Origin of the sequence: Candidatus Methanoperedens sp. BLZ2, from assembly GCF_002487355.1 — an archaeon.
Lineage (GTDB): Archaea > Halobacteriota > Methanosarcinia > Methanosarcinales > Methanoperedenaceae > Methanoperedens.
The window spans coordinates 1-20,349 of the sequence record NZ_NTMG01000068.1 but is presented as its reverse complement, the minus strand read 5'-3'; the positions used below and the strand labels follow the sequence as shown (position 1 = coordinate 20,349).

The 20,349-nt window shown below is 39.8% G+C and carries 22 protein-coding genes; 9 read left to right on the top strand and 13 right to left on the bottom strand.

Features of this window, described 5'->3' with window-relative positions:
* Window positions 1-50 precede the first annotated feature (50 nt).
* The 4 genes from CL181_RS19815 to CL181_RS13725 form a co-directional block, all read right to left on the bottom strand.
* Window positions 51-152 carry a type II toxin-antitoxin system HicB family antitoxin gene (locus CL181_RS19815; RefSeq protein WP_141398917.1) on the bottom strand — a complete coding sequence of 34 codons (102 nt, stop codon included), beginning with the start codon at window positions 150-152 and terminating at the stop codon, window positions 51-53.
* 35 nt (window positions 153-187) lie between these two features.
* Window positions 188-376: an aldehyde dehydrogenase family protein gene (locus CL181_RS21565; protein WP_141398924.1), complete on the bottom strand. Its 189-nt coding sequence runs from the start codon at window positions 374-376 to the stop codon at window positions 188-190.
* 190 nt (window positions 377-566) lie between these two features.
* Window positions 567-1,184: a transposase gene (locus CL181_RS13730; RefSeq protein ID WP_338140455.1), complete on the bottom strand. Its 618-nt coding sequence runs from the start codon at window positions 1,182-1,184 to the stop codon at window positions 567-569.
* 56 nt (window positions 1,185-1,240) lie between these two features.
* Window positions 1,241-1,492, bottom strand: a complete 252-nt coding sequence (locus CL181_RS13725) for a hypothetical protein (RefSeq protein ID WP_097299883.1) — start codon at window positions 1,490-1,492, stop codon at window positions 1,241-1,243.
* A gap of 248 nt (window positions 1,493-1,740) precedes the next feature.
* Between CL181_RS13725 and CL181_RS13720 the strand changes: the two genes are divergently transcribed.
* Window positions 1,741-2,469, top strand: a complete 729-nt coding sequence (locus tag CL181_RS13720; protein WP_097300006.1) for a Nif3-like dinuclear metal center hexameric protein — start codon at window positions 1,741-1,743, stop codon at window positions 2,467-2,469.
* A 42-nt stretch (window positions 2,470-2,511) separates the two neighbouring features.
* On the opposite strand, the gene CL181_RS13715 is transcribed toward CL181_RS13720, so the two are convergent.
* The 7 genes from CL181_RS13715 to CL181_RS13685 all read right to left on the bottom strand — a co-directional run bounded on the left by CL181_RS13715 (window position 2,512) and on the right by CL181_RS13685 (window position 11,277).
* Window positions 2,512-4,080 (bottom strand): ATP-binding protein, encoded by a 1,569-nt coding sequence (locus tag CL181_RS13715; RefSeq protein ID WP_176505231.1) that lies wholly within the window; start codon window positions 4,078-4,080, stop codon window positions 2,512-2,514.
* On the bottom strand, window positions 4,077-4,592 hold the full coding sequence (locus CL181_RS13710; protein WP_097299881.1) for a hypothetical protein: 516 nt from the start codon (window positions 4,590-4,592) through the stop codon (window positions 4,077-4,079). Before CL181_RS13710 ends, CL181_RS13715 begins: the two co-directional genes overlap by 4 nt.
* Window positions 4,593-4,601: 9 nt before the next feature.
* Window positions 4,602-5,006: a type II toxin-antitoxin system VapC family toxin gene (locus tag CL181_RS13705; protein WP_097299880.1), complete on the bottom strand. Its 405-nt coding sequence runs from the start codon at window positions 5,004-5,006 to the stop codon at window positions 4,602-4,604.
* Window positions 5,003-5,266: a hypothetical protein gene (locus CL181_RS13700; protein ID WP_141398916.1), complete on the bottom strand. Its 264-nt coding sequence runs from the start codon at window positions 5,264-5,266 to the stop codon at window positions 5,003-5,005. Before CL181_RS13700 ends, CL181_RS13705 begins: the two co-directional genes overlap by 4 nt.
* A 61-nt stretch (window positions 5,267-5,327) precedes the next feature.
* Window positions 5,328-6,470, bottom strand: coding sequence for a DNA double-strand break repair nuclease NurA (locus CL181_RS13695; RefSeq protein WP_097299878.1), 1,143 nt, complete (start codon window positions 6,468-6,470; stop codon window positions 5,328-5,330).
* On the bottom strand, window positions 6,464-9,982 hold the full coding sequence (locus CL181_RS13690) for an AAA family ATPase (RefSeq protein WP_097299877.1): 3,519 nt from the start codon (window positions 9,980-9,982) through the stop codon (window positions 6,464-6,466). Before CL181_RS13690 ends, CL181_RS13695 begins: the two co-directional genes overlap by 7 nt.
* Window positions 9,982-11,277, bottom strand: a complete 1,296-nt coding sequence (locus tag CL181_RS13685) for an exonuclease SbcCD subunit D (RefSeq protein WP_097299876.1) — start codon at window positions 11,275-11,277, stop codon at window positions 9,982-9,984. Before CL181_RS13685 ends, CL181_RS13690 begins: the two co-directional genes overlap by 1 nt.
* Window positions 11,278-11,441: 164 nt before the next feature.
* On the opposite strand from CL181_RS13685, the gene CL181_RS13680 reads away from it, so the two are divergent.
* The 5 genes from CL181_RS13680 to CL181_RS13660 all read left to right on the top strand — a co-directional run bounded on the left by CL181_RS13680 (window position 11,442) and on the right by CL181_RS13660 (window position 16,406).
* On the top strand, window positions 11,442-11,969 hold the full coding sequence (locus CL181_RS13680; protein WP_097299875.1) for a DUF4382 domain-containing protein: 528 nt from the start codon (window positions 11,442-11,444) through the stop codon (window positions 11,967-11,969).
* A gap of 66 nt (window positions 11,970-12,035) precedes the next feature.
* Complete coding sequence (locus CL181_RS13675) at window positions 12,036-12,614, top strand: DUF998 domain-containing protein (protein WP_097299874.1); 579 nt, start codon at window positions 12,036-12,038, stop codon at window positions 12,612-12,614.
* A 55-nt stretch (window positions 12,615-12,669) separates the two neighbouring features.
* Window positions 12,670-13,656 (top strand): alanine dehydrogenase, encoded by a 987-nt coding sequence (gene ala, locus CL181_RS13670; RefSeq protein ID WP_097299873.1) that lies wholly within the window; start codon window positions 12,670-12,672, stop codon window positions 13,654-13,656.
* Between the two features lie 117 nt (window positions 13,657-13,773).
* On the top strand, window positions 13,774-15,843 hold the full coding sequence (locus tag CL181_RS13665; RefSeq protein WP_097299872.1) for a NosD domain-containing protein: 2,070 nt from the start codon (window positions 13,774-13,776) through the stop codon (window positions 15,841-15,843).
* Between the two features lie 329 nt (window positions 15,844-16,172).
* On the top strand, window positions 16,173-16,406 hold the full coding sequence (locus tag CL181_RS13660; RefSeq protein WP_097299871.1) for a hypothetical protein: 234 nt from the start codon (window positions 16,173-16,175) through the stop codon (window positions 16,404-16,406).
* Window positions 16,407-16,470: 64 nt separating this feature from the next.
* Here CL181_RS13660 and CL181_RS13655 read toward each other — a convergent pair whose 3' ends face one another.
* Window positions 16,471-16,731 carry a hypothetical protein gene (locus tag CL181_RS13655; protein WP_141398915.1) on the bottom strand — a complete coding sequence of 87 codons (261 nt, stop codon included), beginning with the start codon at window positions 16,729-16,731 and terminating at the stop codon, window positions 16,471-16,473.
* A 391-nt stretch (window positions 16,732-17,122) separates the two neighbouring features.
* Here CL181_RS13655 and CL181_RS13650 point away from each other — a divergent pair, with 391 nt between their 5' ends.
* Window positions 17,123-17,335 carry a ferredoxin family protein gene (locus CL181_RS13650; RefSeq protein WP_097300005.1) on the top strand — a complete coding sequence of 71 codons (213 nt, stop codon included), beginning with the start codon at window positions 17,123-17,125 and terminating at the stop codon, window positions 17,333-17,335.
* Here the strand turns inward: CL181_RS13650 and CL181_RS13645 are convergent.
* Window positions 17,332-18,036, bottom strand: a complete 705-nt coding sequence (locus CL181_RS13645; protein WP_176505230.1) for a metallophosphoesterase — start codon at window positions 18,034-18,036, stop codon at window positions 17,332-17,334. The genes CL181_RS13650 and CL181_RS13645 overlap by 4 nt on opposite strands.
* On the opposite strand from CL181_RS13645, the gene CL181_RS13640 reads away from it, so the two are divergent.
* Entirely contained in the window at window positions 18,025-19,041 is a 1,017-nt protein-coding gene (locus tag CL181_RS13640) for a radical SAM protein (RefSeq protein ID WP_176505229.1), read from the top strand. The two genes, CL181_RS13645 and CL181_RS13640, sit on opposite strands and share 12 nt — an antisense overlap.
* A gap of 57 nt (window positions 19,042-19,098) precedes the next feature.
* The gene (locus tag CL181_RS13635) at window positions 19,099-20,202 is read left to right on the top strand and encodes a Glu/Leu/Phe/Val dehydrogenase (protein ID WP_097299867.1); all 1,104 of its coding nucleotides are present in this window, start codon (window positions 19,099-19,101) and stop codon (window positions 20,200-20,202) included.
* Window positions 20,203-20,349: the final 147 nt, after the last annotated feature.

Sequence of the window (20,349 nt, the reverse complement as noted above, 5' to 3'; positions counted from 1 at the left end):
ATCATGATATAGTTTACGCCTGTATTTTAATTAGAATCATTCTGCAGCAGTTATGCTTTTGCCTGTGTATGGCATCCTTCAAGTTCGGGCACATATGCTACATAAATGCCATCTTCATCCCGCTCGATTATTATGGTAAATTCTTTTTTCATAATTTTCCACTTATCTAATTTTCATTGATTATATACTACTTCTTAAAAGAGAGATAAAGCTTTCCAGTGGTTATGAGCGTCCTCAGTTTCTGTGATCTCTTTAGAATCTCGTTCCCTATTCGGATAAATATTTTTGCTCTTTCGTTTATGTCAGTCTTTTTCCAATTCTGCTGGGCTAATTTTGCTTCCTCTACAGCTTTTGTTACTTCTTCACTGCCTGCAATACATGCTTATCCAATAATATCGCATGAAGCAGGATTCAAAGATTCGAATTTCCTACCATAGTTTTTCCATTTTCCTCCAATCAATAGTTTTCCATCAAGCACGGCTCTTACCTCATATGTCCTAAAATTTAAAATTATTTATACTATCCTTCCTTCACCAGAATATACATACATACCCCCCTCTCTGGACTTACATCTCTGCAAGCTCTCTGACACCTATATTGAACAATTTGGAGGTTCCAATGAGCTCAGAAGTTAAATGGAAGGTTCGAATAATCTTCTTTCCTACACTTTCCTTGGTGAATTGATGAACTTTATTCAATCTTACGCAATTTTTTGCCACATTGAAAAAAAGTTCAATGTTTGATCTAAGTTCTCTGAAAACTTGCCAGATTTCAAGTATTTCAACAAATTCTTTCACAATTTTCTTCCAAATATCTAATAAGTATTTTTTTCCATCCCAAATACTAATCAGAGGAGTTAATGTTGATAAAATTCTTTTTATATCCGTATTTTTCCTTGCAAATATCATCGGAACTAATAAAAATCTACTAATAAGAATATGGTAGTTAATCTTAGATGTGAAGCCTCTATCACACATTATGAAGTCTCCCATTCTCACTTTTCTGGAATTGCAGAGTTTTTCAACAAATTTTTCCAGGATTTTAGCATCATTTGGAGATCCCTCGAATATTTCAAAACCAAGTACTTCAAACGTCAGTGCATCGATTGCCAAGATTACTTTGTAACCCACATAATAGCCTCCGGATGAGGAATGTGACCATTTATACTTTTTACCCTTACCGATTTTATATCTTTTTCTCCATGTATTAATGTCAACAGGAATCGAAGTTGTATCAATTATTACATATTTTCTACCGATTTTATGCGTATTCTTGGAGATTTTAAAAATATTTCTGAAATAACATAAGAATAGTCTTTTTCAAAGGTATCTGCAAGAACGAGTATCTTTATGTAATCTATAGAAATAGGAATGTCTTGTATTTTTAATCGGCTCGCAATTTTTTGTGACCTCTTAGAACCGATCGTTTTAAGTATTTGCTGAATAATTAACCACTTTAGATTGGATAAATCCGGTATTAAAGGTATATTCATATTTTATTCCACAAAATACCTTTAATACCTTATTATTTATTAATATTTCGATTTTAATCGATTATTTTACTAAAATATCTTCATATTGAAGTTTCCTTTTAATTTTCAGATATTAGAATTACTTAGAATTTGAAATAAGATGACGATAAGGTAGATAGTATGGAATAGCTAAAGAGGGGGGTAATGTAAAATAAATTAGGTTCTTGACTATAATTACCCTTAAATATCCCTCAAACCAACAAACATCCATGCATCTCAGCGAAATTATCCAGCTGCTTGAAACCATAGCTTCTCCCTCAATTGCCGAAGATTTCGATAATGGCAGGATCGGACTTGTGCTTGACAGGAGCAACGATATTAAAAAGATCGCAGTCGCGCTTGACCCGACCGACTCAGTCCTTAAAGAAGCAGCACGCATCGGCGCCGACCTGCTCATAACCCATCATACTCTTATATTTGATCCGATAAATCTTATTTCGAAACGATTGTCAGATACCCTGAAAATTGCAATCGATAACGAGATTTCAATCTATACGATGCACACTAATTACGACAAAGCAGAGGGCGGAGTGAATGATGTGCTTGCCGGATTACTGGAATTGAAGAATACAGTTCCCCTTCCTCTGGGAAGAATCGGTGAGATAGAACCAATGAAAGCGCCTGCATTCGCAGCTTTTATCGCAAAAAAACTGGGTACTCATGTCCAGTATAAAGGAGATGGACAGATAAAGAAGGTCATGGTGGTCGGTGGAAGCGGCTTTGGGCGCGAATACATCGATATTGCAATAAAGAACAGCGTTGATGCTCTTGTTTCGGGGGAAATGCGCCATGATGCGATACGATATGCTGGAGGATTATGCCTTTTTGATGCGACCCATTATGCAACAGAGGCGCCAGCGATGAGAAGATTATGTGAGAGGTTGCCTGCTGGATCTGTTTTCATAGAGGATAAGCCAAAAATATTCGTTTTTCCCTGAATCAGTATCAATAGTATTTGCGTTGCGTTCCCACAGATAGACTTAAACCCCCACATCTATCTCCTCATCTGCCTTCACTTCCGGCGCCCTGTGCTTTTCCTCATACTTCCTTTCTGCCGCCCAGATAGATGGCGCATCCTTGCTCCTCCCTTTCGTATCACTCGTGATCCTCTTTCGGATCTTTACCAGCGCAGGCGTATTTATCGCCACACCTGAAATGATCGCCTGGCCTTTTGCAAGAGATGGCAGCTCTGATATCAGGTCCCTGCTTGCGGATTCTACACTCTGGGCTATCTGCTGCTGGTCTGTGGGATTTACTATTCGCATCGTTATCTGGGTCATGCATTGCGAAAGGGAATCTGCATCCAGCTTGCTGGGGCGCTGTGATACGAGGCATACGCCTATCCCGAATTTCCTGCCTTCGGAGAGAATGGTCTTTAAGATGCTCTTTGATTTTGCTTCGCCGCTTTGCGGAGCGAACCTGTGCGCTTCCTCGATCACCAAAAAAACAGGATAGGGGAGGAATTTATCAACATGGGATTCATTGTACCTGTTGTTCTCTGTGCCCTCGCGTGCATCAAACAGGCGGCGCAGCATTATAGAAGCGATCAATTGCTGGAATGTCTCTTCTATGCCTGAAACATCCATTATCGTGAGCTGCCCCACTTTAAAATAATCAGCAAGGGGGATTGTCTGGAAATCATCGAAAATGGGTGCGTACAGTTTTCCGAATCTCCAATTGATGCCTTCGATCGTGGACTCGTTATTCTTGTCCCGGAGCAACTCTATTTCCTGTTTCAATTCATTGCGGGTGAATTGTTTCTTACTATTATTCTTAAGGCTGTGATATGCCGAACGGAACAGCGTCTTCATCTTATCAGACATGGTGCCGTCATCCATAATGCTGATAAAATCACTGACATGAAGATCACTTACCCTGATCTTGATATCTTTTGGTTTAACTATCCTGACTTTCGGACGGTAAGTTGGAGTCACAAATTCTGCGTTGTTTGAAATTTCACCAAGGGAAGAGTATTCCCCGTGAGGATCAAAAATAAGAACAGGAGCCATGTTATAAGGTTTCAACAGCTCTTCGACCAGAACGCCGACAGTATATGATTTCCCCGCGCCGGTTGATGCGATCACAGATATATGCTGGCTCACGATGTCACGTACGGATAATACGATCTCTGTCTTTTCACCAAGCACGTTCCCGATTAATGCAGAACCGGAATCTCCTGCTTTTACTTTACTTATATCTTTCAAGACATCCTCGCCCGCGCGGTCGATTTTCACGCCGCTGGCAGGATTTGTCCTGGGATTTATGAATTCACCCATCAATGCATCAAAATATCCAACGACTGATGTTGAATATGAATAATATTTGAAATCCTGCATGTCAAACCCATAAAACGCCGAAACGTCATCAGGAGAAATCTCCATATCCATAAGAAATTCCTGCGGATACTGTTTGAGCGGCTCCCCATATTTCACCCTGCACAGGATCTTTCTTTCTCCTTCAAGATAGAATGCGAACATCCCTGCAGGAAGCCGCTCACTTGAAATGAATGAAAATCCCTCTTCACCCGAATGATTGACAATTCCGATCATAAATTTCTCTTGATATATTTTCGAACAAGCGCAAACATGGCTCTGCATTCAGGACACTGAGCCTCGATCTGGTCGACCATCGCGATAAGGACATTTTGTGAAAGAGCATCGCAGTTTGAGTGAAAATAAGCGATGCTTTGCTTTCCGTCAATAGTATGGAAGAACTTTAATTCTTCAGGATTTAACATTTCCACTTTGTCCCGTACATCAGGTGGTGAATCGATATCGTATTTTACGATCCCGTTACGGATCGTTCCAAGCCCATGAAGAACATAATAGCTGTTCCTGAAATCCTCATTAAAAGGAGCATACTTGGGCGCCAACTCATGGTTAATATACGGAATAAGGTCTTCGCGTATTGAATTTGTGATGTTCTTTATTACTCCTACAATCAACCCGTCATCTTTTTTTATTTTGACGAAACTTCCTATGCGTTCTTTTTTAGCATCGGGCGGAATTTTTGCCACATATGCGCGCGCGTCTTCAACCCTGATTATGTCTCCTAATGTCATTTTATCCTCTTATCCAATAATACTTATGATTCCATTAAATTCTAAATCATATGTAAAAAGCGTATCAATCTCATGCCTTTCCATAAGTGCGATATTCGTACAATCTGTAAAACTGAAATTCTTGTCTCTGTATTGCAGATAAAGCTCCCATGCCCTCTCAAAGTCGATCGGCTCAATGAACCGGAATATGATTGGTCTGGTTCGCGCAAATCGTCCCAGGTCTTCTGAAAAATTCTTATTGCCGGTCCTGATATAAGCAATGGTCACTGCCTCATCGAAAATATAATCGCTGATATACAATTTACCAAATTCGCCTTTTAAAGCCCTGGTCATGATATCAAGTGCTTTATTATGGTTTCTATCATCAGCATTCCTGGCTGCAACAAGCGCAGAAGTATCAATAAGAAGGCTCATGGATTCCCATAAAGATAGCGGTCAATATCTTCCGAAGAATCTGCAACCCCCCAATACACTGGTTTTTTCAACATTAAGAGGGCTGTATTATCTTCTTTTTTCAGCAATTTTTTTATAGTAGCAATATCGGCATTTGATATTAGTGTATCGAGGATCTTTTTTTCTGTAATTTTAATTCCACTGTTGCGTAATTGTTGATACATAGTATCAAGTATTATTTTTGCATCTGAACTTATTTTAACGCTCATGTTCTCAGTCATATAAGTCTACTTTCTACTTTCTACCAGATAAATGATTTGTCTGGTTCCATTTCTTCAGAATTCATAACCTCTTATGAAAATCTTTTGCACTTCTATGAATCTTTATCCCATGGACATTACAAAAATTCTCAAGCATCCCATAAAAAAGCTCATGTTCATTCGTCCTTATCACAGCCGCATCATGCGCCCGCATCACTATATCGGGATAATTGCCGCGAATGATACATTCTGCCCTTATCATGTCTGCGATCTTATCAACCATATCTTCTTTTTGAACCCATGCAGGAAATTCCACACGTGCGGGAAGACCATTGCCTGTCCTCATGTAAAAAAAAGCGATGTCCTTACTGAATCTTCCGTAATTATCAAGAACAGATTTTGCCTCATCGCCACGCCTGTCATCGCGATCACAAAGAAAAGCCGCTGTCCGCTCGCCCCATAACATATCTGAAAAAAGATGCGTATCTGAAAGTTTACTTTTCCTCAAACCGAAAAGGAAATGCATCATAAGCGTAATGTCCCGTGGCATGGTAGTATCAATAAAACCGATCACGGGGCTTCTGGTTTTTTCTGAAGTTTCAAACAGTTTCATTATTGCTTTTATATAAATTTCCCTCGTATTCTTGTTCAGTACGTTAATATGCGAAAGAATAAGCGCGCCATCAAGCAGGACAAAGATGCTTTTATATTCATTCATCAGGCGGACAATTCCATCGCATTCCATGGAAAAACGGCGTGCATCGACATATTCTTTGCCGAAGGAATAAACGCTTGCTTCTTCAAACTCATCCGGCGTGATTATAATTGCATCTGTCTCCTGCTTATAATCCATATTTTCTGTGTGCCTGTTAAAAATACGTGATATCTGGATCACCGCAAGAGGTATCTCATGATTCTTATCCGAATATATCTGGCTACCATCCACAGCACCCACAGGAACCCCTGAAAGGACAGAATCCATCCATTCCATCGCATCCCTGCGGTTTTTCCAGTTAAATGGGAACGGACGGATGAGTTTTCCCGGCTCAAGAAGCTTCGCGCCGCTATAGGGTGGAAGGTTCTTATTAAGCTCCATGTTTATTATTTTCAGTTTGTCAAGTTCAGTTCTGTACTCTCTGGTCAATTCGGAGAGTTCGAAGTCATAGGATTTTATTGCGGAAAGCTTCTCATCGAATTGAAGGCAGATATTTTTTAAGTCTAACATGATTCAACCCTGCTTTCACCATTGATCTTCTGAACTTTTACTACGTGCGCGTATTTTTCGTTGAAAGTGTCATCATGGGATATGACGAAAACCTGCTTGAAACCTTTGATCCTGGTTATCTGTTCTGACAGGTTCTCCCGCCTTATTTCATCCATATTCTGTGTGGGCTCATCAAGGAATACAAAGTCACAGTTAGAGATATTCTTTAAAAGCGCAAGCCGTACAGAAAGCGCGGCACTCATGCGTTCCCCGCCGCTTAACTGCCTGAAAGAACTTATTTCCCCGCCGGACCCGATCTCAATATCATAATCATTTGTCCATCGAAGAGATGCGCTGTGGTTACCCATTATTTCACAATAGATATTGTTTGCCTCGCTGCTGATCTCCCCGATAAATTCATTTATGACGAATTCCGAAGAAGATTTAATAGTGTCGCGGATGAAATTTGAGAATGACAGGAAATCCCTTTCTTTTTCAAGATTTCTCTGGTTTTCCTTTATTTTGATGAGAATGGATTCCATCTCCGAAAGTTCCTTTGCCATTTTTTGAAGGTTCCTGTTCTTCTGTTTTACGGCTTCGGTTATACTGCTTGCGGTTTTTCCAAGTTCATCAAGCTGCTGGATAGTTTCATTAAGTTCAGATTCTTTGAATTCTTTTGAAAGTACCTCATGGTTACTGACCGATATGTTTAAAGAAGCACCAGCTGAAGCGATGGTATTTTCAAATTCCACCACTTCCGATATACATTCATCAAATTTGGACGCAAGCGGGAGGGCTTGCAAATATTTACTATGCAGGGGTTCAAGTTTATTTATTTTTTCCTCAAGCAATAAGATGGTTGCATCAAGCCCTTCGAATTTTGAAAGATCTTGTATCAATGCATCTCGTTCTTTATTGCTCGAATCCATAAGTTCCGGTACTTTTTCAAGTGTTTTCAGTTCCTTAAGGTTTTTCTTGATATTTTCATTCAATGCCTCAAATTGCTTATCCGGAGATGCTAAAGATTTCAGATCCTGCTTCTTTTCTTCCATCAAATTGTTAACAAGTTCGATTTCTCCCTTTTCGCCTTCTAATGAATCTTTCAAATGGAACCTTTGATTGAGTTCATCAAGCTGTTTCAAACAACTATCTATCAATTTCGGTACATCTTTGCGTGAATCAATATCTGACCTCTTTGAAGCAATGAGGTTTTCAATTATGGCAATTTGCTGTGAGGGACTATTGAGATCTTTCAGGTCTTTTTCGCTGGATGTGATCTCTGAAACAATATTCTTGATATGGTTATTGATAGAATTGATCTCCACATTAAGGTTGAATTTTTCGTTAATCTCGGATAATTTTTCCTGTATTCCAATAAACGCGGCAGGAATATCGGGTAATTCTTCAAGGTCTTTATTTTTTGAATCTGCCAATGCTGTAATATTTTGAAATTCAGTGATGGATTTTGTAAAGTCATCAAATTCCTTTTTCTTAGATTGCAGGTTTTGTGATATCTCTTTGAGTTCTTCGTCGCTTCCTGTTAATGTCCTGGTATATGATGAAGATAAAGAATCCAGTTTTTCCCGGATTGCATCAATTTCCTCTTCTATTCCTTTATACAATTCAAGGTCCTTCTTTCTTGATTCGGCCAGCACACGTTTTTCCTGTGTCTTTTTTTGTGGATCATCGAGTTGGGAAAGTTCCTTTATATTGTTTTTCAAACTTGTTTCTAACTCACCTAATTCCCAGTTCTTCTGATTTATCTCATCATTGAAATAGGTATTAAAATCACTTACTGAGGGACATTTGACGCCATTCAATATTGGACAGATGCCATGCGTTCCTGCAAGTTTCATATTTTTCTTTGTCTGCGTAATCAATGATTTTAAAACTGCACTCCTGCTGTTAAGCTCCTGCTGCGCCTGTTCAAGAGCAGTCTGTTTTTCAGTAAGCGGAATAAGAGACGCGATCTCAGTTTCAAGATTTATTAACTCTGCCTGGATGGTTTTTGCACGCTCTTTTTTTTCATGAGCCGTCCTTAATTGAAAATTAATAGCAGTGAATGATTCAAGCAGGGTTGACAATTTTTTTATTTCGTCAGAAATGGCTTTTTGCCTTTCAATGACCGGGAAAAGTTCATTTTTTCGTGATTCGAGACGTGCGATCTCATCGCGCAATTTTCTGGCAAGAGCTTCCTTTTCTTTCAAAGAAGATATTTCCAGGGACAGATTCTTCAATGATATTTCGATATCTTTCAATTCTTTAATCCTGTTCTCAAACTTGACCTGCCTGCCTTTCATTGGTAAAAGCGTCGACATCTTCTGGTTTTGCTGCAATATCTCCTGTTTCATATTCTCAACAAGCTGCGCTTTTTCCCTAAGGTTTGAGAGGCGCGAAATGAGTTCGGTCATCGGGTCTTTTAGTTCTTTTTGAAGGAGTTGTATGGATTCTTCAAGTTTTCGCGCTGTTTCTATCTTTGGAATAAGAAGTTTCTTGTTTTCTTCAAGTCCCTCATTTTCAATAAAAAGCGTTCTTCTGCGCTCAAATTTTTCAATAAGGCGGCCAATTTCAAGATCTATCTTTGCACACTTTTCTTTGAGTCTATCTCGTTCTGTGCGTGATGTATTGAGTTCTTTTAGCTTCCCCGTCTCTTTATGGAACTCTTTTTCAGCAGGCTCAAGTTCATTTTTGATATCCCTTGCGGATTTAGCCCGCGCAAGGTCAGAGCGCGCCTTTTCAAGCTGCTTTGAAAGACCTGCAAGATGTATCCGTTCATTTGCAATCTGAGTATTAAGGGCATCAAGATGTGCCTTCTTTTCTGTAAGATCCTTTTTTTTCAGGGTAAGTGCAGAAATTCTCTGATTTAACTCGTTGATCTCTTTTTTCAATCCTTCTATTTCAGTTTGTAATGCCACTTTTTCACTTTTCAATTCAGGATACTTCTCAGTGCGAGTTGCAAGCGGGATGAGATCTCTTTCCATTTCCTCGATCGTCTTCTTTATCGCATTCATTACAGGAAGCAGATTATCAAATGCTGTCTTGTATTCTTCAACTTTCAAAATATTATCAAATATATTCTTTCGATTTCTTGCAGCCTCAAGAAATGCAGTGGTAAAAGTGGCCTGCGGTACCCCTATGGCGTTCTCAAAAAGCGCTGGCAGTTCTTCTTCTGACCTGATACTCCGGAACATATTGCCTGCAAGCCATGCCTGGACATCTTTTTTTCCTTTTATCTCCCCAACGGGCGTCCTGATAAAATAATCGCTTCCACTTCCGATTTTCCTGTGTATCGTATATTCTATCTCGTCTTTTCCCTCCACTGTCACGGCAACAAAGCCTGATTTTTCACCATGGCGCAGGAAATCCCCATGATTAAACGGCAGGAAATCAAAGAGCGCATAGCCTATTGCCTCAAGTATTGTTGTTTTCCCGTGCCCATTCTCCCCGCAGATGCCGTTTATGCCTTCAAAAAAATCTATTGTTTCTTCTGAATAAGATTTTATCTTTTTAAGTTCCAGGGATTTTATGAGCATTATTCCCCCATGCGGGAAAGCAGGGTTTGCTGCTGTGCCTGGCGTTTGCCGTTATTCTTGACAGTTTCAGATGTATCCGGACGTATTTTTTCAAAGCACCATCTAAGATCAGTCCTTATTTCACTTTCTTCAATTCCCGCAGCAGCCTTCTTTTTGACATCGATCATGGTATTTACTATTGCATCGACGTTATCCTTGAATCTGGCGTCAAGTTTTACTCGTTCAGAAAAAACACGTTGTTCGATCTGCTCACGTGAAAGCCCCCTTACATCACCCTCATTGATGGTATATTGTGAATTGCTCTTCTCTATTTTAACCTCGCAGGCGAGGGGCTTGAATTCTTTTTCCAGCATCTTCTTTATATGGTCTATATCGATATCTGATTTCGGAAAGTTCAACTCGCCATACAATAAAAGTTCAACAAGAGGTTTATTATCAGAAAGGTTTGCAGGCTGTTTCTTTAGAATATCTCCAATATTTGAATAAAGCGCATCCGGGTTGGCAATACCCCCGATATCCAGCTTAATTCTCCTGACTGGCCGGGTCATCGGTGTTATGAGTTTTGCGCCGCTGTCTTTTACGTGATAGAAACCCTTGGGCAGCCCGTACTCGTTCATGGATATCATTTCAATGCTGCCGGGATTGAATATCCAGCTATCTACCTCATACTGCATATGGTAATGCCCGAGTGCAAGGTAATCCACAACTTCTTTTAACGGTATAAGCGAACTGTAAGGAATTTCACCGGCTTCTGCCTGCTTTACCTGTCCTTCCATCCCAAAATGCATCATCAGAACAGTAAATTTTTTCCCGCTGGCGGATGTAATTTTTCTTATCTCATCTGCTATCCGGGGAATTATTGAGCTGGTATTGGAGCCAAGGTATCTTACTCCAAAGATCCGGACATTTTCAAGTTCGATACAATCCCCCATCAGCTTTACACCGTTACTTTCTTTTAGCCTGATGAGTCTTAGCAAATCCTGCGAATTCAGTATCTCAAGCCAGCTATTCTTATCCGCGTGATAAGCAAGGTCATGATTTCCTTCGATGGCATAAACCTGCGTGGATGGACTTCTTTCTTTGAGTTCACGGAGAACTTTATATGCCTGTAAATAGGTAGGCGCATTTATATTTCTCTTGTGAAAAAGGTCGCCTGATATGAGAATGAATTCAACCCTGTGATCGATGGCATATTTTATGACAGATTGGAAAGCACGAGCATAGTCACGGAAGCGTTCTTCAAGGCCATATTGCGCATACCCCAGGTGGAAATCGCTTGCATGGATGAAGTTCATGTGGTGTTAAGATGGCGTTGGGGGTTAAAAATAGTTGTGGGAGCGGGGTGAAGGTGAAGGACTTTTTCTTGATCAATTTATTTATCTTTATTAAATTCCATTTAACAGCCAGCAAAAGTTTAAGTTCTTGAAAATCCTATATATAATACGACAGTGATAGAACTATGAATAAAAAACTTTTAGCAACAATTTTATTTCTTGGAATTGTCGGATTAAGTGGTTGTGTTCAAAAAGATACTGGGACATTAGCCATAGAAATCACAGATGCTCCTTCCGGTTTAAACATACAGAAGGCTTTAGTGACAATATCTGATGTAGAAGTACATTTAGCCGGCTCTGGCGAAGATGAGAATACAACAACTGAAACAGGATGGGTCACAGTAGTTAAAGAAGAAAAGACATTTGACCTGATAGCAATAAAAAATGTAACAGAGTTTTTGGGAAGTTCAGAATTAAAGGCAGGTAAATATACTCAAATAAGGCTGAATATCAACAAAGCTCTGGTGACAATTGATGGAACAGAACAAGACCTTACAATCCCATCTAAGACAATTAAACTGATTAAACCCTTTAATATTGTTGCAAACCAGACAACAGCATTAATCCTGGATTTTGATGCAATGGAATCTATCCAATCAACAGGAAAAGAGAAGTATGTCATGAAACCGACTATTAAAGTAATACAAAAATAATTTTTTTTCCATTTTTTCCGTCTCTTTGTAAAAGCCTTTATATTCACAAACGACTATTTTCATTTCATGGACAACAGGGGCCTGGCTGGCGCATTCATGTTCGTTGGCGGAGTGCAGTTTGCAATAGGAATGGTTCTTGCAGAAATTTTCTATCCCGGGTATAACGTATCCGGGAATTATATAAGCGATCTGGGGGCTACGTGCCGCGAAACTTGCACGATCTATCAGCCCTCTGCTTTTATCTTTAACACATCCGCCATTTTCCTTGGAATATTTATTCTCCTGAGTTCGTATTGTACCTGGCTTGAATTTAAAAACTATTTAATATCCATTCTTATTGGCCTTTCAGGGCTGGGAGCGCTCGGTGTCGGGTTATTCCCTGAAACAGCAGGTACTCTTCATTTGATCGTATCGCTCATTACTTTTCTCTTTGCAGCTTTGTCAGCAATAGCAGCCAGGAATTTTGTAAAACCGCCATTTAACTTTTTCTCAGTATTCCTGGGGTTCGTATGCTTAGCAGCTCTGGTTTTATTCGGATTGGAATTTTATCCGGGGCTTGGTCCCGGAGGAATGGAAAGAATGATCGCCTATCCTGTCCTCCTCTGGGCGATCGGGTTTGGAGGATATTTGATGCATGACCAATAATTCATTTATAGCAGAAATAAAAATAAAATAAAAATAGATATAAAAAGGAACTATCATGGAAAACCACATAATATGGCTTAACAGGAAAGAAGTGGAGTCACTTCTTGACATGAAAGGGACACTAAAAGTCGTGGAAGAAGCATTCAGGCAGCATGGATTAAAGAAAGTGCAGATGCCTCCGAAGCTTTATCTTTATTTTAAGAATCACAATGGAGACCTGCGGACAATGCCGGGATATCTTGAAGAGCAGGATATCACTGGAGTAAAGATAGTGAATGTCCATCCCGATAACCCCAAAATCGGGCTGCCAACAGTGATGGCGCTTGTGATCCTGAATTCTACTGAAACAGGCGCGCCTCTTGCTATTATGGACGGTACTTATCTTACCGATATGAGAACAGGTGCTTCCGGGGGTGTAGCCGTGAAATATCTTGCCCGGAAGAATGCAAAAACAGTGGGTTTTGTGGGAACCGGGAACCAGGCAAGAAGCCAATTGATGGCGATAAATGAAATTATAGATATCCATGAGATAAAAGCCACAAGTGTCGATGAAAAGCAGACGCTTGCATTCAAGGATGATATGGAATTAAAAGTAGAATGTGAAATCACACCAAAAAAAACCATCAGGGAGGTGTGCGATTGTGATATTCTGGTGACTACCACTCCTTCAAGAGAGCCAATTATAATGAACGAATGGATATCAGAAGGGACTCATATTAATGCGATAGGCGCAGATGCACCAGGGAAGGAAGAGCTTGACCCGTTGATCCTGAAGCGGGCAAAGGTCATTGTGGATGATATCGGGCAGGCATCACATTCAGGAGAGGTCAATGTACCAATATCGAAGGGATCGCTCTCTGTAAAAGATATTTTTGGGGAACTTGGCGAGGTGATTACCGGGAAGAAGAAAGCAAGGACGAATGATTCGGATGTTACGGTATTTGATTCGACAGGATTGGCTATTCAGGATGTAGCGACTGCGGATATGGTGTACAGGAAGGCGCTGAAAGCCAATATGGGGATGAAATTGCAGCAATTCTGATAGAGAATTTTGCCAGGCATTTCGCCTAATCCGAATATTTTGACCTCAAATTTGATAAAATTGACGAATAGATTTAAAAGGATTGAGCGGGTATTATAGAGTGGAAAAGTGGGAAAAATGTTAAGAAATAAAACATATCGTAGATATTATTTTGGAACAGTAGTTGAAATAACGGTATTAGCGATTCTTTTACTGCTAAGCATTGGAATGGTTGGAGCACAGACAGGAACTCAAGATTTAAATATTACGCTAGACAGTTCCGAACCTGTTAACCTGAACATCGAATCTCTTCCTGGAATGGTTACCATGCGCCTTGGATCATCATCTAGCGCCACTACAACAAAGATAATCATGAAGGGATTTGCCCCGAAGACAACTTACCAAAAATACCAGGATGACTATCACAATCTTGTGACTTTTACTACAGACGATAGTGGAAGCTATGCTTATACTCAAGATATATTAAAGCCGCATTTTATATTCATCCAACCGGAACCAGGCAAGATAAGCAAAACGGGTGACATCGTCACTATTGCCGCTGATCCTATATCCAGTACAATATTCATCAGTGATGATGCAACAGGTGGTGACTGCACCTTAGTAGGTACATGGGACAATAGCACAAAGACATGCACCCTGACAACAGATCTGGCTGAAACAGTTCAGATAGATGATGACGGAATAACCTTAAACGGCAATGGGCATATATTAACGGGCAGCGGCACAGGTAGCGGCGTGTATCTTCCGGGAAGGAGCGGTGTCACAATCAAGAGTCTGACTGTCAAAAACTTTACGGATGGAATTTACTACAATAATTATCCACCGGACATTGGTTTTGAAAATACCTTAATTGATAATAATGCAAATTCAAATTATCGCAATGGTATTTACTTTTACTTTGGCGAAAGAAACAACCTGACTAATAATACCGCAAACTTGAACCTGGACGGGGGAATTGTTCTAGAACGTACTGGGTACGACACTTTACTCTACAATAATGCCTCTTACAACAATATATCCGGAATTTATCTGTATCAATCCAGCAATAATATGTTGATTGGCAATAATGCCTCTAATAACGTCTACTATGGGATCTTATCTTACCAGAGCTACGAAAATACATTAAAAAACAATATCGTAAACACAAATTCCTTTGGGATTTTTTTCAGAAGTGGTTATAGAAATACCTTTATTAATAATATCGCAAACTCGAATTATGGAGATGGGATTTTCCTTTATTATTATACTTTTGAAAACAACCTGACTAATAACACCGCAAACTTCAACCGGGGCAATGGGATTGGTCTAGGATTTGCCGACAGCAACAATACACTGCTTGGCAATAATGCTTCCAACAACAATAATAGTGGCATTTATGTGGCCTATTCTCTAGACAACAACACAGTGACTGACAATACTGCCTCTAACAACTCTTATGGCATACATCTATATTTTTCCAGCAAAAATATAATTTATAACAATATCTTCAACAATATAAACAATTCTTGGATAGATGATGATCGGATGAACACCTGGAACATAACAAAAAAGATGGGGTCAAACATAGTTGGTGGCCCTTATCTGGGCGGCAACTTCTGGGCTCATCCTAACGGCACAGGCTTCAGCCAGACCTGCCCGGATAATGATAGAGATGGTTTATGCGATGTTCGATATACGCTTGATGAAAACAATATCGATTACCTGCCACTTGCACTTGCAGTGGAGGTAGAACCCAGCAATCTCATCAAGAATCCTGGATTTGAATCAGGAACAACTCCCTGGATGTTCTATACGGACGGAACCGGAAAATTCACCTCAGCTTCCCCAGGTTATGATGGGAATAATTCTGCAAACATTGTCCTGTATACTGGTGGTACGAATATTCAATTGTATCAAACAGGAATATCCCTGGAACCAATAACCCGATATCGATTAAGTTTTGCAGCGTATTCGACGACAGGACATAATCTAAAAGTAAGATTAATTAAGCACGTTTCACCGTATACTGGTTACGGTCTGGACCGAACCTTCGATCTTAGTGCCAGATGGCAGGAATTCTCAACTGAATTTACCACAATCGGCTTCACTGGTGCGGTAAATGATGGACGGTTGATGTTCTTCCTTGCACCATATGTAAAAGCAGGAGATAAATACTACATAGATAATGTCCGGTTGGAAAAAATCTAATGAGGAAATAAAAAAGTGCTGGATTGTTTCCAGCACTTTTATTTTCTTTGAGCAGGTAATGGGGTATTTAACATGCCAAGTCGGCCTTAAGTCGGGGTAGCATTTGCAATTATCAATAATTACTTATTAAAATTTAACAATACGAATCGAAACTGTCCAATAAAATCTACTATGTTGAATATATGCTTCTTGATCGATATGCTTTGGCACAATTATAATTTGCACTGATGTTAATAAAATCGATACAGATAAACCAGACAGTTTGGAATTATTCAACATAGCAACAAAACCGGAAAGTTTATGTAAGATTTATTATATACATTTTTGACATGAAGAAAGATTCCTTACAATATATCTTAATGGTATTGACACGCAACCTTGAATTACATGCAACATCCGAACAGGTAACCAAATTCAAGAAAAAACATTGCGGGGTAAGATGGGGGAGGTCTCTGGAAAAAGACCTGTTGGATTATGCGAGAAATGCGTATAATTTAAAGCGCTGGATTGAAAACGTTGTAACTTTTATGGTAGAAAACAATATCAGTATATCAACTCGATAAGTAATCGGACTCAAATTACAAACATCATCAACGACCAGATACCTGACCTGCTATTCGCAGGAATCTAAGTATTAAGATGGCTTACGAGTTCGGATTTGCCTGCCCATGTAAAAAACCGCTTTAGCTTGACCTTGCAGATTTGTGCTCCGGCAAAACATTCATTATGTTTTTCCAGAATATACTTATTCACATCGGTTTTATCCCACTTTTCGAGCGACTTCTGCCTGTTAATGTTCTTTAAAAATTTACTATAGTCCATTACGGTTTTCTCTGCCGTACCATTGATTTTGAGATCCTGGAGGAATTTATCGATTATATTTACCATATTCATCAATATGTAAGTATTAAGCAATAAAGCCATGATACAAAAAAATTACAAATTTTTTATCATTTCAGTGGCAAAGTACAAATACACGCATAAATACACTTAGGAATATGTCACACAAAACATTAACAATTCCCTTGATAGCGATTTTCTAATCTCTATACTCAGAGGCAAAGATATCTCACAAATAACAGTGGATATGATAGAGGATCCAAAAACAACTATGATAAATGTCTTTGAACTATATTATTAATGAATTCAGGAAAAACACTGGACATCCAGGACGTTCTCATAGCAGGGATTGTAATATCAAATAAAGAAGAACTTTTTGATTCTTGAACCAAAACCTTTAATCTTAAATAATAACACTAATCGAAATGGAGTAAAAATCATGGTAGTTAAGAAATATAGCGAAGGCGCCATAACAATTGAGATTGATGAAGAAAAGTGCAATGCTGACGGAGAATGTGTAAATGTTTGCCCCACCAATGTTTTTGAAATCGTGGATGGCAAATCAAAAGCCCTGCGCATTGCTGACTGTATCGAATGCTGCGCATGCGTGGATGCATGCCCCACAAAGGCTATCAAGCATCATTCCTGTTAAGTTCCATTTCGAAGCCTAATCTTAAGTTTTTCTGGAAGATGTGCTTTTTGCATATCTTCTATTACTTTTTCAATATCATACTTTTTTCGTTTGAGTTGTATTTTCATTGTATCGGTATCAAGAATCGCAAAAGCAGAATCCAGGTTCAGGTCCCTGGGCTGCCCGACTGAACCCGGATTTACTACTATGCCTTCAGGAAATTCCTTCTTGAATTGTATATGTGTATGACCAAGGACCAAAATGTTAGAATCTGTAATTGCGAGAAATCCAGATTCAACATTCTCAGGATACACATACGCGTCAAAATCTTTCGGGCTTCCATGAACTATGACTATTTTTGTATCCTCTACCCTTATTGCTTCAATATCTTTAAGTTTTGAAATAAATCCAAGATTCTCACAAGTTATTACCTTTCCAGTCCATTCAAGGGCCGCTGCAGCATATGGATTAAATCCCGATGTATCTCCCGTGACCAGCGCCCTATCATGATTTCCCCGGATTGACATGATCTTTCTTTTTTTAAATAATCCAATCGTCTCATTCGGGTAAGGATTATATCCGATTATGTCTCCTGCATGCAATATTTTTTCAACGCCCAGTGCATCCATTTCAGAAAGTACGGCTTCAAGGGCAATGACATTTGAATGGACATCTGCGATCAACCCGATGAGCATATCAATAAATATACTATGGTTTCCCAAATAGTTGACTGCATGAAAAAGGTCAGGGCTTCAATGGGAACACTTGGCGTACTTGGGCTTGAACTTGTACAGATGGATACGCCTCCTACTACGGCATATCTTCAAATATACACCGAAAAACGCTGCATGGCAAATTGCCAGTTCTGCGCCCAGGCATCCGGCTCATCCGCAGACATAACACATATTGCACGCGGCATGTACATGCCTTTTGACCTTGAAGCAGTTGTCGGGCGGTTAAAAATTGCATATGAACGCGGGTACCTTGCGCGCGCCTGTATACAGACGGCGCTTTATAATACATGGTGGGAGGACACGGTTTATCTTATTAAAAGGATTCGCGAAGAAAGCCAGATCCCCATTTCGCTGTCAGTTTTCCCCTTGAGTAAAATCAGGTACGAAGAATTGAAAAAACTTGGAGTCAATGAACTTGTAATTCCCCTTGATGCCTGCACACCCGGATTATTCGATAAGATAAAAGGAAAAACAACAGGCGGACCCTATTCATGGGAAAAACACATTGAAGGGATAAAAACTGCGTCCCTTGTGTTTGAAAAAGTCGGAACCCATTTGATAATAGGCTTCGGGGAAAGCGATGAAGATGCTATAAAAGTTATTTCTGATCTGTGGAATAGTAACGTTAATACGGCACTGTTTTCATATACCTATATACCCGGGACGCAATCAAAACCATCTGATAAAACAGAAAGTGAAACTATAAAACACTATCGAAAGGTGCAGCTGGCAAGACATTTGATCCTGGAAAAGCTTGCATTTTATTCTGATATGAAATTCAAAGATGGAGCGCTCATTGATTATGGAGTACAGGAGGAAGTTATCCTTAATATCATTGAAGATGGAAAAGCTTTCCAGACTTCCGGATGTCCTGGATGTAACCGACCGATGGCGAATGAAACGTTTTCAAAAATATTCAATTTTCCGAAAAAACCTGCCGATGTTGAAAAAGACATTATAAAAAATGATTTGGGATTACAGTCAAAAATATAACCACAATCTTAATTTGCATCCCGGACAAGATTATATATTGACAGGGAGAGGAATACCATGGAAATGTACGAACAAATATTCGAAATAACCGATGAAATAGGTCCTGAAAAGATCATTCATTTGTATGAACCGCGAACAAAAATGAAAGCCATCGTTGTTGTGGATAACGTGGCGGCAGGCCCTGCTATCGGTGGCGTGAGGATGGCTCCTGATGTAACACTGGATGAGGTCAGGAGGCTTGCGCGTGCTATGACCTACAAAAACGTTATGGCAGGTCTCCCTCATGGCGGTGGAAAATCCGGGATAATAGCTGATCCTAAAACCGTGAACAAGGAGCAGGTTATCAGGACTTTTGCCCGCTGTATAAAAAATATCCTGGAATATATTCCGGGACCGGACATGGGTACTGATGAAGCAAGCATGGCTTATGTTTATGATGAAACTTCCCGCGCCGTGGGACTTCCAAGAGAACTTGGAGGTATCCCTCTTGATGAAATTGGTGCAACCGGGTATGGGGTAGCTGAATGCACGGATGTGGCAAAAGATTACATCAATCTTGACCTGAACGGGGCACGCGTTACAATAGAAGGATTCGGGAACGTGGGAAAACCCGCCGCGCGTTTTCTTGCAGAGAAAGGTGCTGTACTTGTCGGAACAAGTGACTCAAAAGGTACGATCTATAATTCAAAAGGATTGAATGTTGAGGAATTGATACGCATTAAGGAATCCACCGGTTCTGTAATTAATTATAAAGACGGGGAGATTTTAAAAACAACAGACCTTTTGCTGATAAATACGGATATCCTTATTCCTGCAGCAAGACCTGACGTGATAAATGATGCAAATGCGGATGTCGTTGATGCAAAACTGATTGTTGAGGGTGCAAATATCCCTATTACCGAAAGTGCAGAAAAATTGCTGCACGACAGGGGAATCCTGATAGTTCCTGATTTTGTGGCAAATGCAGGCGGTGTAATAACTGCTTCAGTCGAATATCACGGGGGAACAGAATTGATCGCGCTTGACAGGACAAAAAGCATGATCAGAAAGAACACAAAAGAACTCCTTGATAAAGTGTATAGCGATAAAACATATCCCCGTGAGACCGCTGTCGGGATCGCAAAACAACGTGTCATGCGAGCTATGAAATACAGGAAGTAACTTTACTCCGCACTTTTAAAGTGCGGAGCATTATCACTATGTTCAGTATCAATTCCCTTACGGGCTTCAACTTCATCACATGCGATGTACGGTTGAGTTACAGGCAGCCTGCCGTTTCCAGATATACCGAGAACGGCAATATTCCGA

Coding starts and splice junctions, on each gene's coding strand:
- CL181_RS13705 (WP_097299880.1), bottom strand. CDS start 5,006: ATGAGCCTTCTTATTGATACTTCTGCGCTTGTTGCAGCCAGGAATGCT.
- CL181_RS13685 (WP_097299876.1), bottom strand. CDS start 11,277: ATGAACTTCATCCATGCAAGCGATTTCCACCTGGGGTATGCGCAATAT.
- CL181_RS13665 (WP_097299872.1), top strand. CDS start 13,774: ATGTTAAGAAATAAAACATATCGTAGATATTATTTTGGAACAGTAGTT.
- ala (WP_097299873.1), top strand. CDS start 12,670: ATGGAAAACCACATAATATGGCTTAACAGGAAAGAAGTGGAGTCACTT.
- CL181_RS13675 (WP_097299874.1), top strand. CDS start 12,036: ATGGACAACAGGGGCCTGGCTGGCGCATTCATGTTCGTTGGCGGAGTG.
- CL181_RS13650 (WP_097300005.1), top strand. CDS start 17,123: ATGGTAGTTAAGAAATATAGCGAAGGCGCCATAACAATTGAGATTGAT.
- CL181_RS13715 (WP_176505231.1), bottom strand. CDS start 4,080: ATGATCGGAATTGTCAATCATTCGGGTGAAGAGGGATTTTCATTCATT.
- CL181_RS13660 (WP_097299871.1), top strand. CDS start 16,173: ATGAAGAAAGATTCCTTACAATATATCTTAATGGTATTGACACGCAAC.
- CL181_RS13640 (WP_176505229.1), top strand. CDS start 18,025: ATGGTTTCCCAAATAGTTGACTGCATGAAAAAGGTCAGGGCTTCAATG.
- CL181_RS13725 (WP_097299883.1), bottom strand. CDS start 1,492: ATGAATATACCTTTAATACCGGATTTATCCAATCTAAAGTGGTTAATT.
- CL181_RS13700 (WP_141398916.1), bottom strand. CDS start 5,266: ATGACTGAGAACATGAGCGTTAAAATAAGTTCAGATGCAAAAATAATA.
- CL181_RS19815 (WP_141398917.1), bottom strand. CDS start 152: ATGAAAAAAGAATTTACCATAATAATCGAGCGGGATGAAGATGGCATT.
- CL181_RS13720 (WP_097300006.1), top strand. CDS start 1,741: ATGCATCTCAGCGAAATTATCCAGCTGCTTGAAACCATAGCTTCTCCC.
- CL181_RS13635 (WP_097299867.1), top strand. CDS start 19,099: ATGGAAATGTACGAACAAATATTCGAAATAACCGATGAAATAGGTCCT.
- CL181_RS13680 (WP_097299875.1), top strand. CDS start 11,442: ATGAATAAAAAACTTTTAGCAACAATTTTATTTCTTGGAATTGTCGGA.
- CL181_RS13695 (WP_097299878.1), bottom strand. CDS start 6,470: ATGTTAGACTTAAAAAATATCTGCCTTCAATTCGATGAGAAGCTTTCC.
- CL181_RS13655 (WP_141398915.1), bottom strand. CDS start 16,731: ATGGTAAATATAATCGATAAATTCCTCCAGGATCTCAAAATCAATGGT.
- CL181_RS13710 (WP_097299881.1), bottom strand. CDS start 4,592: ATGACATTAGGAGACATAATCAGGGTTGAAGACGCGCGCGCATATGTG.
- CL181_RS13690 (WP_097299877.1), bottom strand. CDS start 9,982: ATGCTCATAAAATCCCTGGAACTTAAAAAGATAAAATCTTATTCAGAA.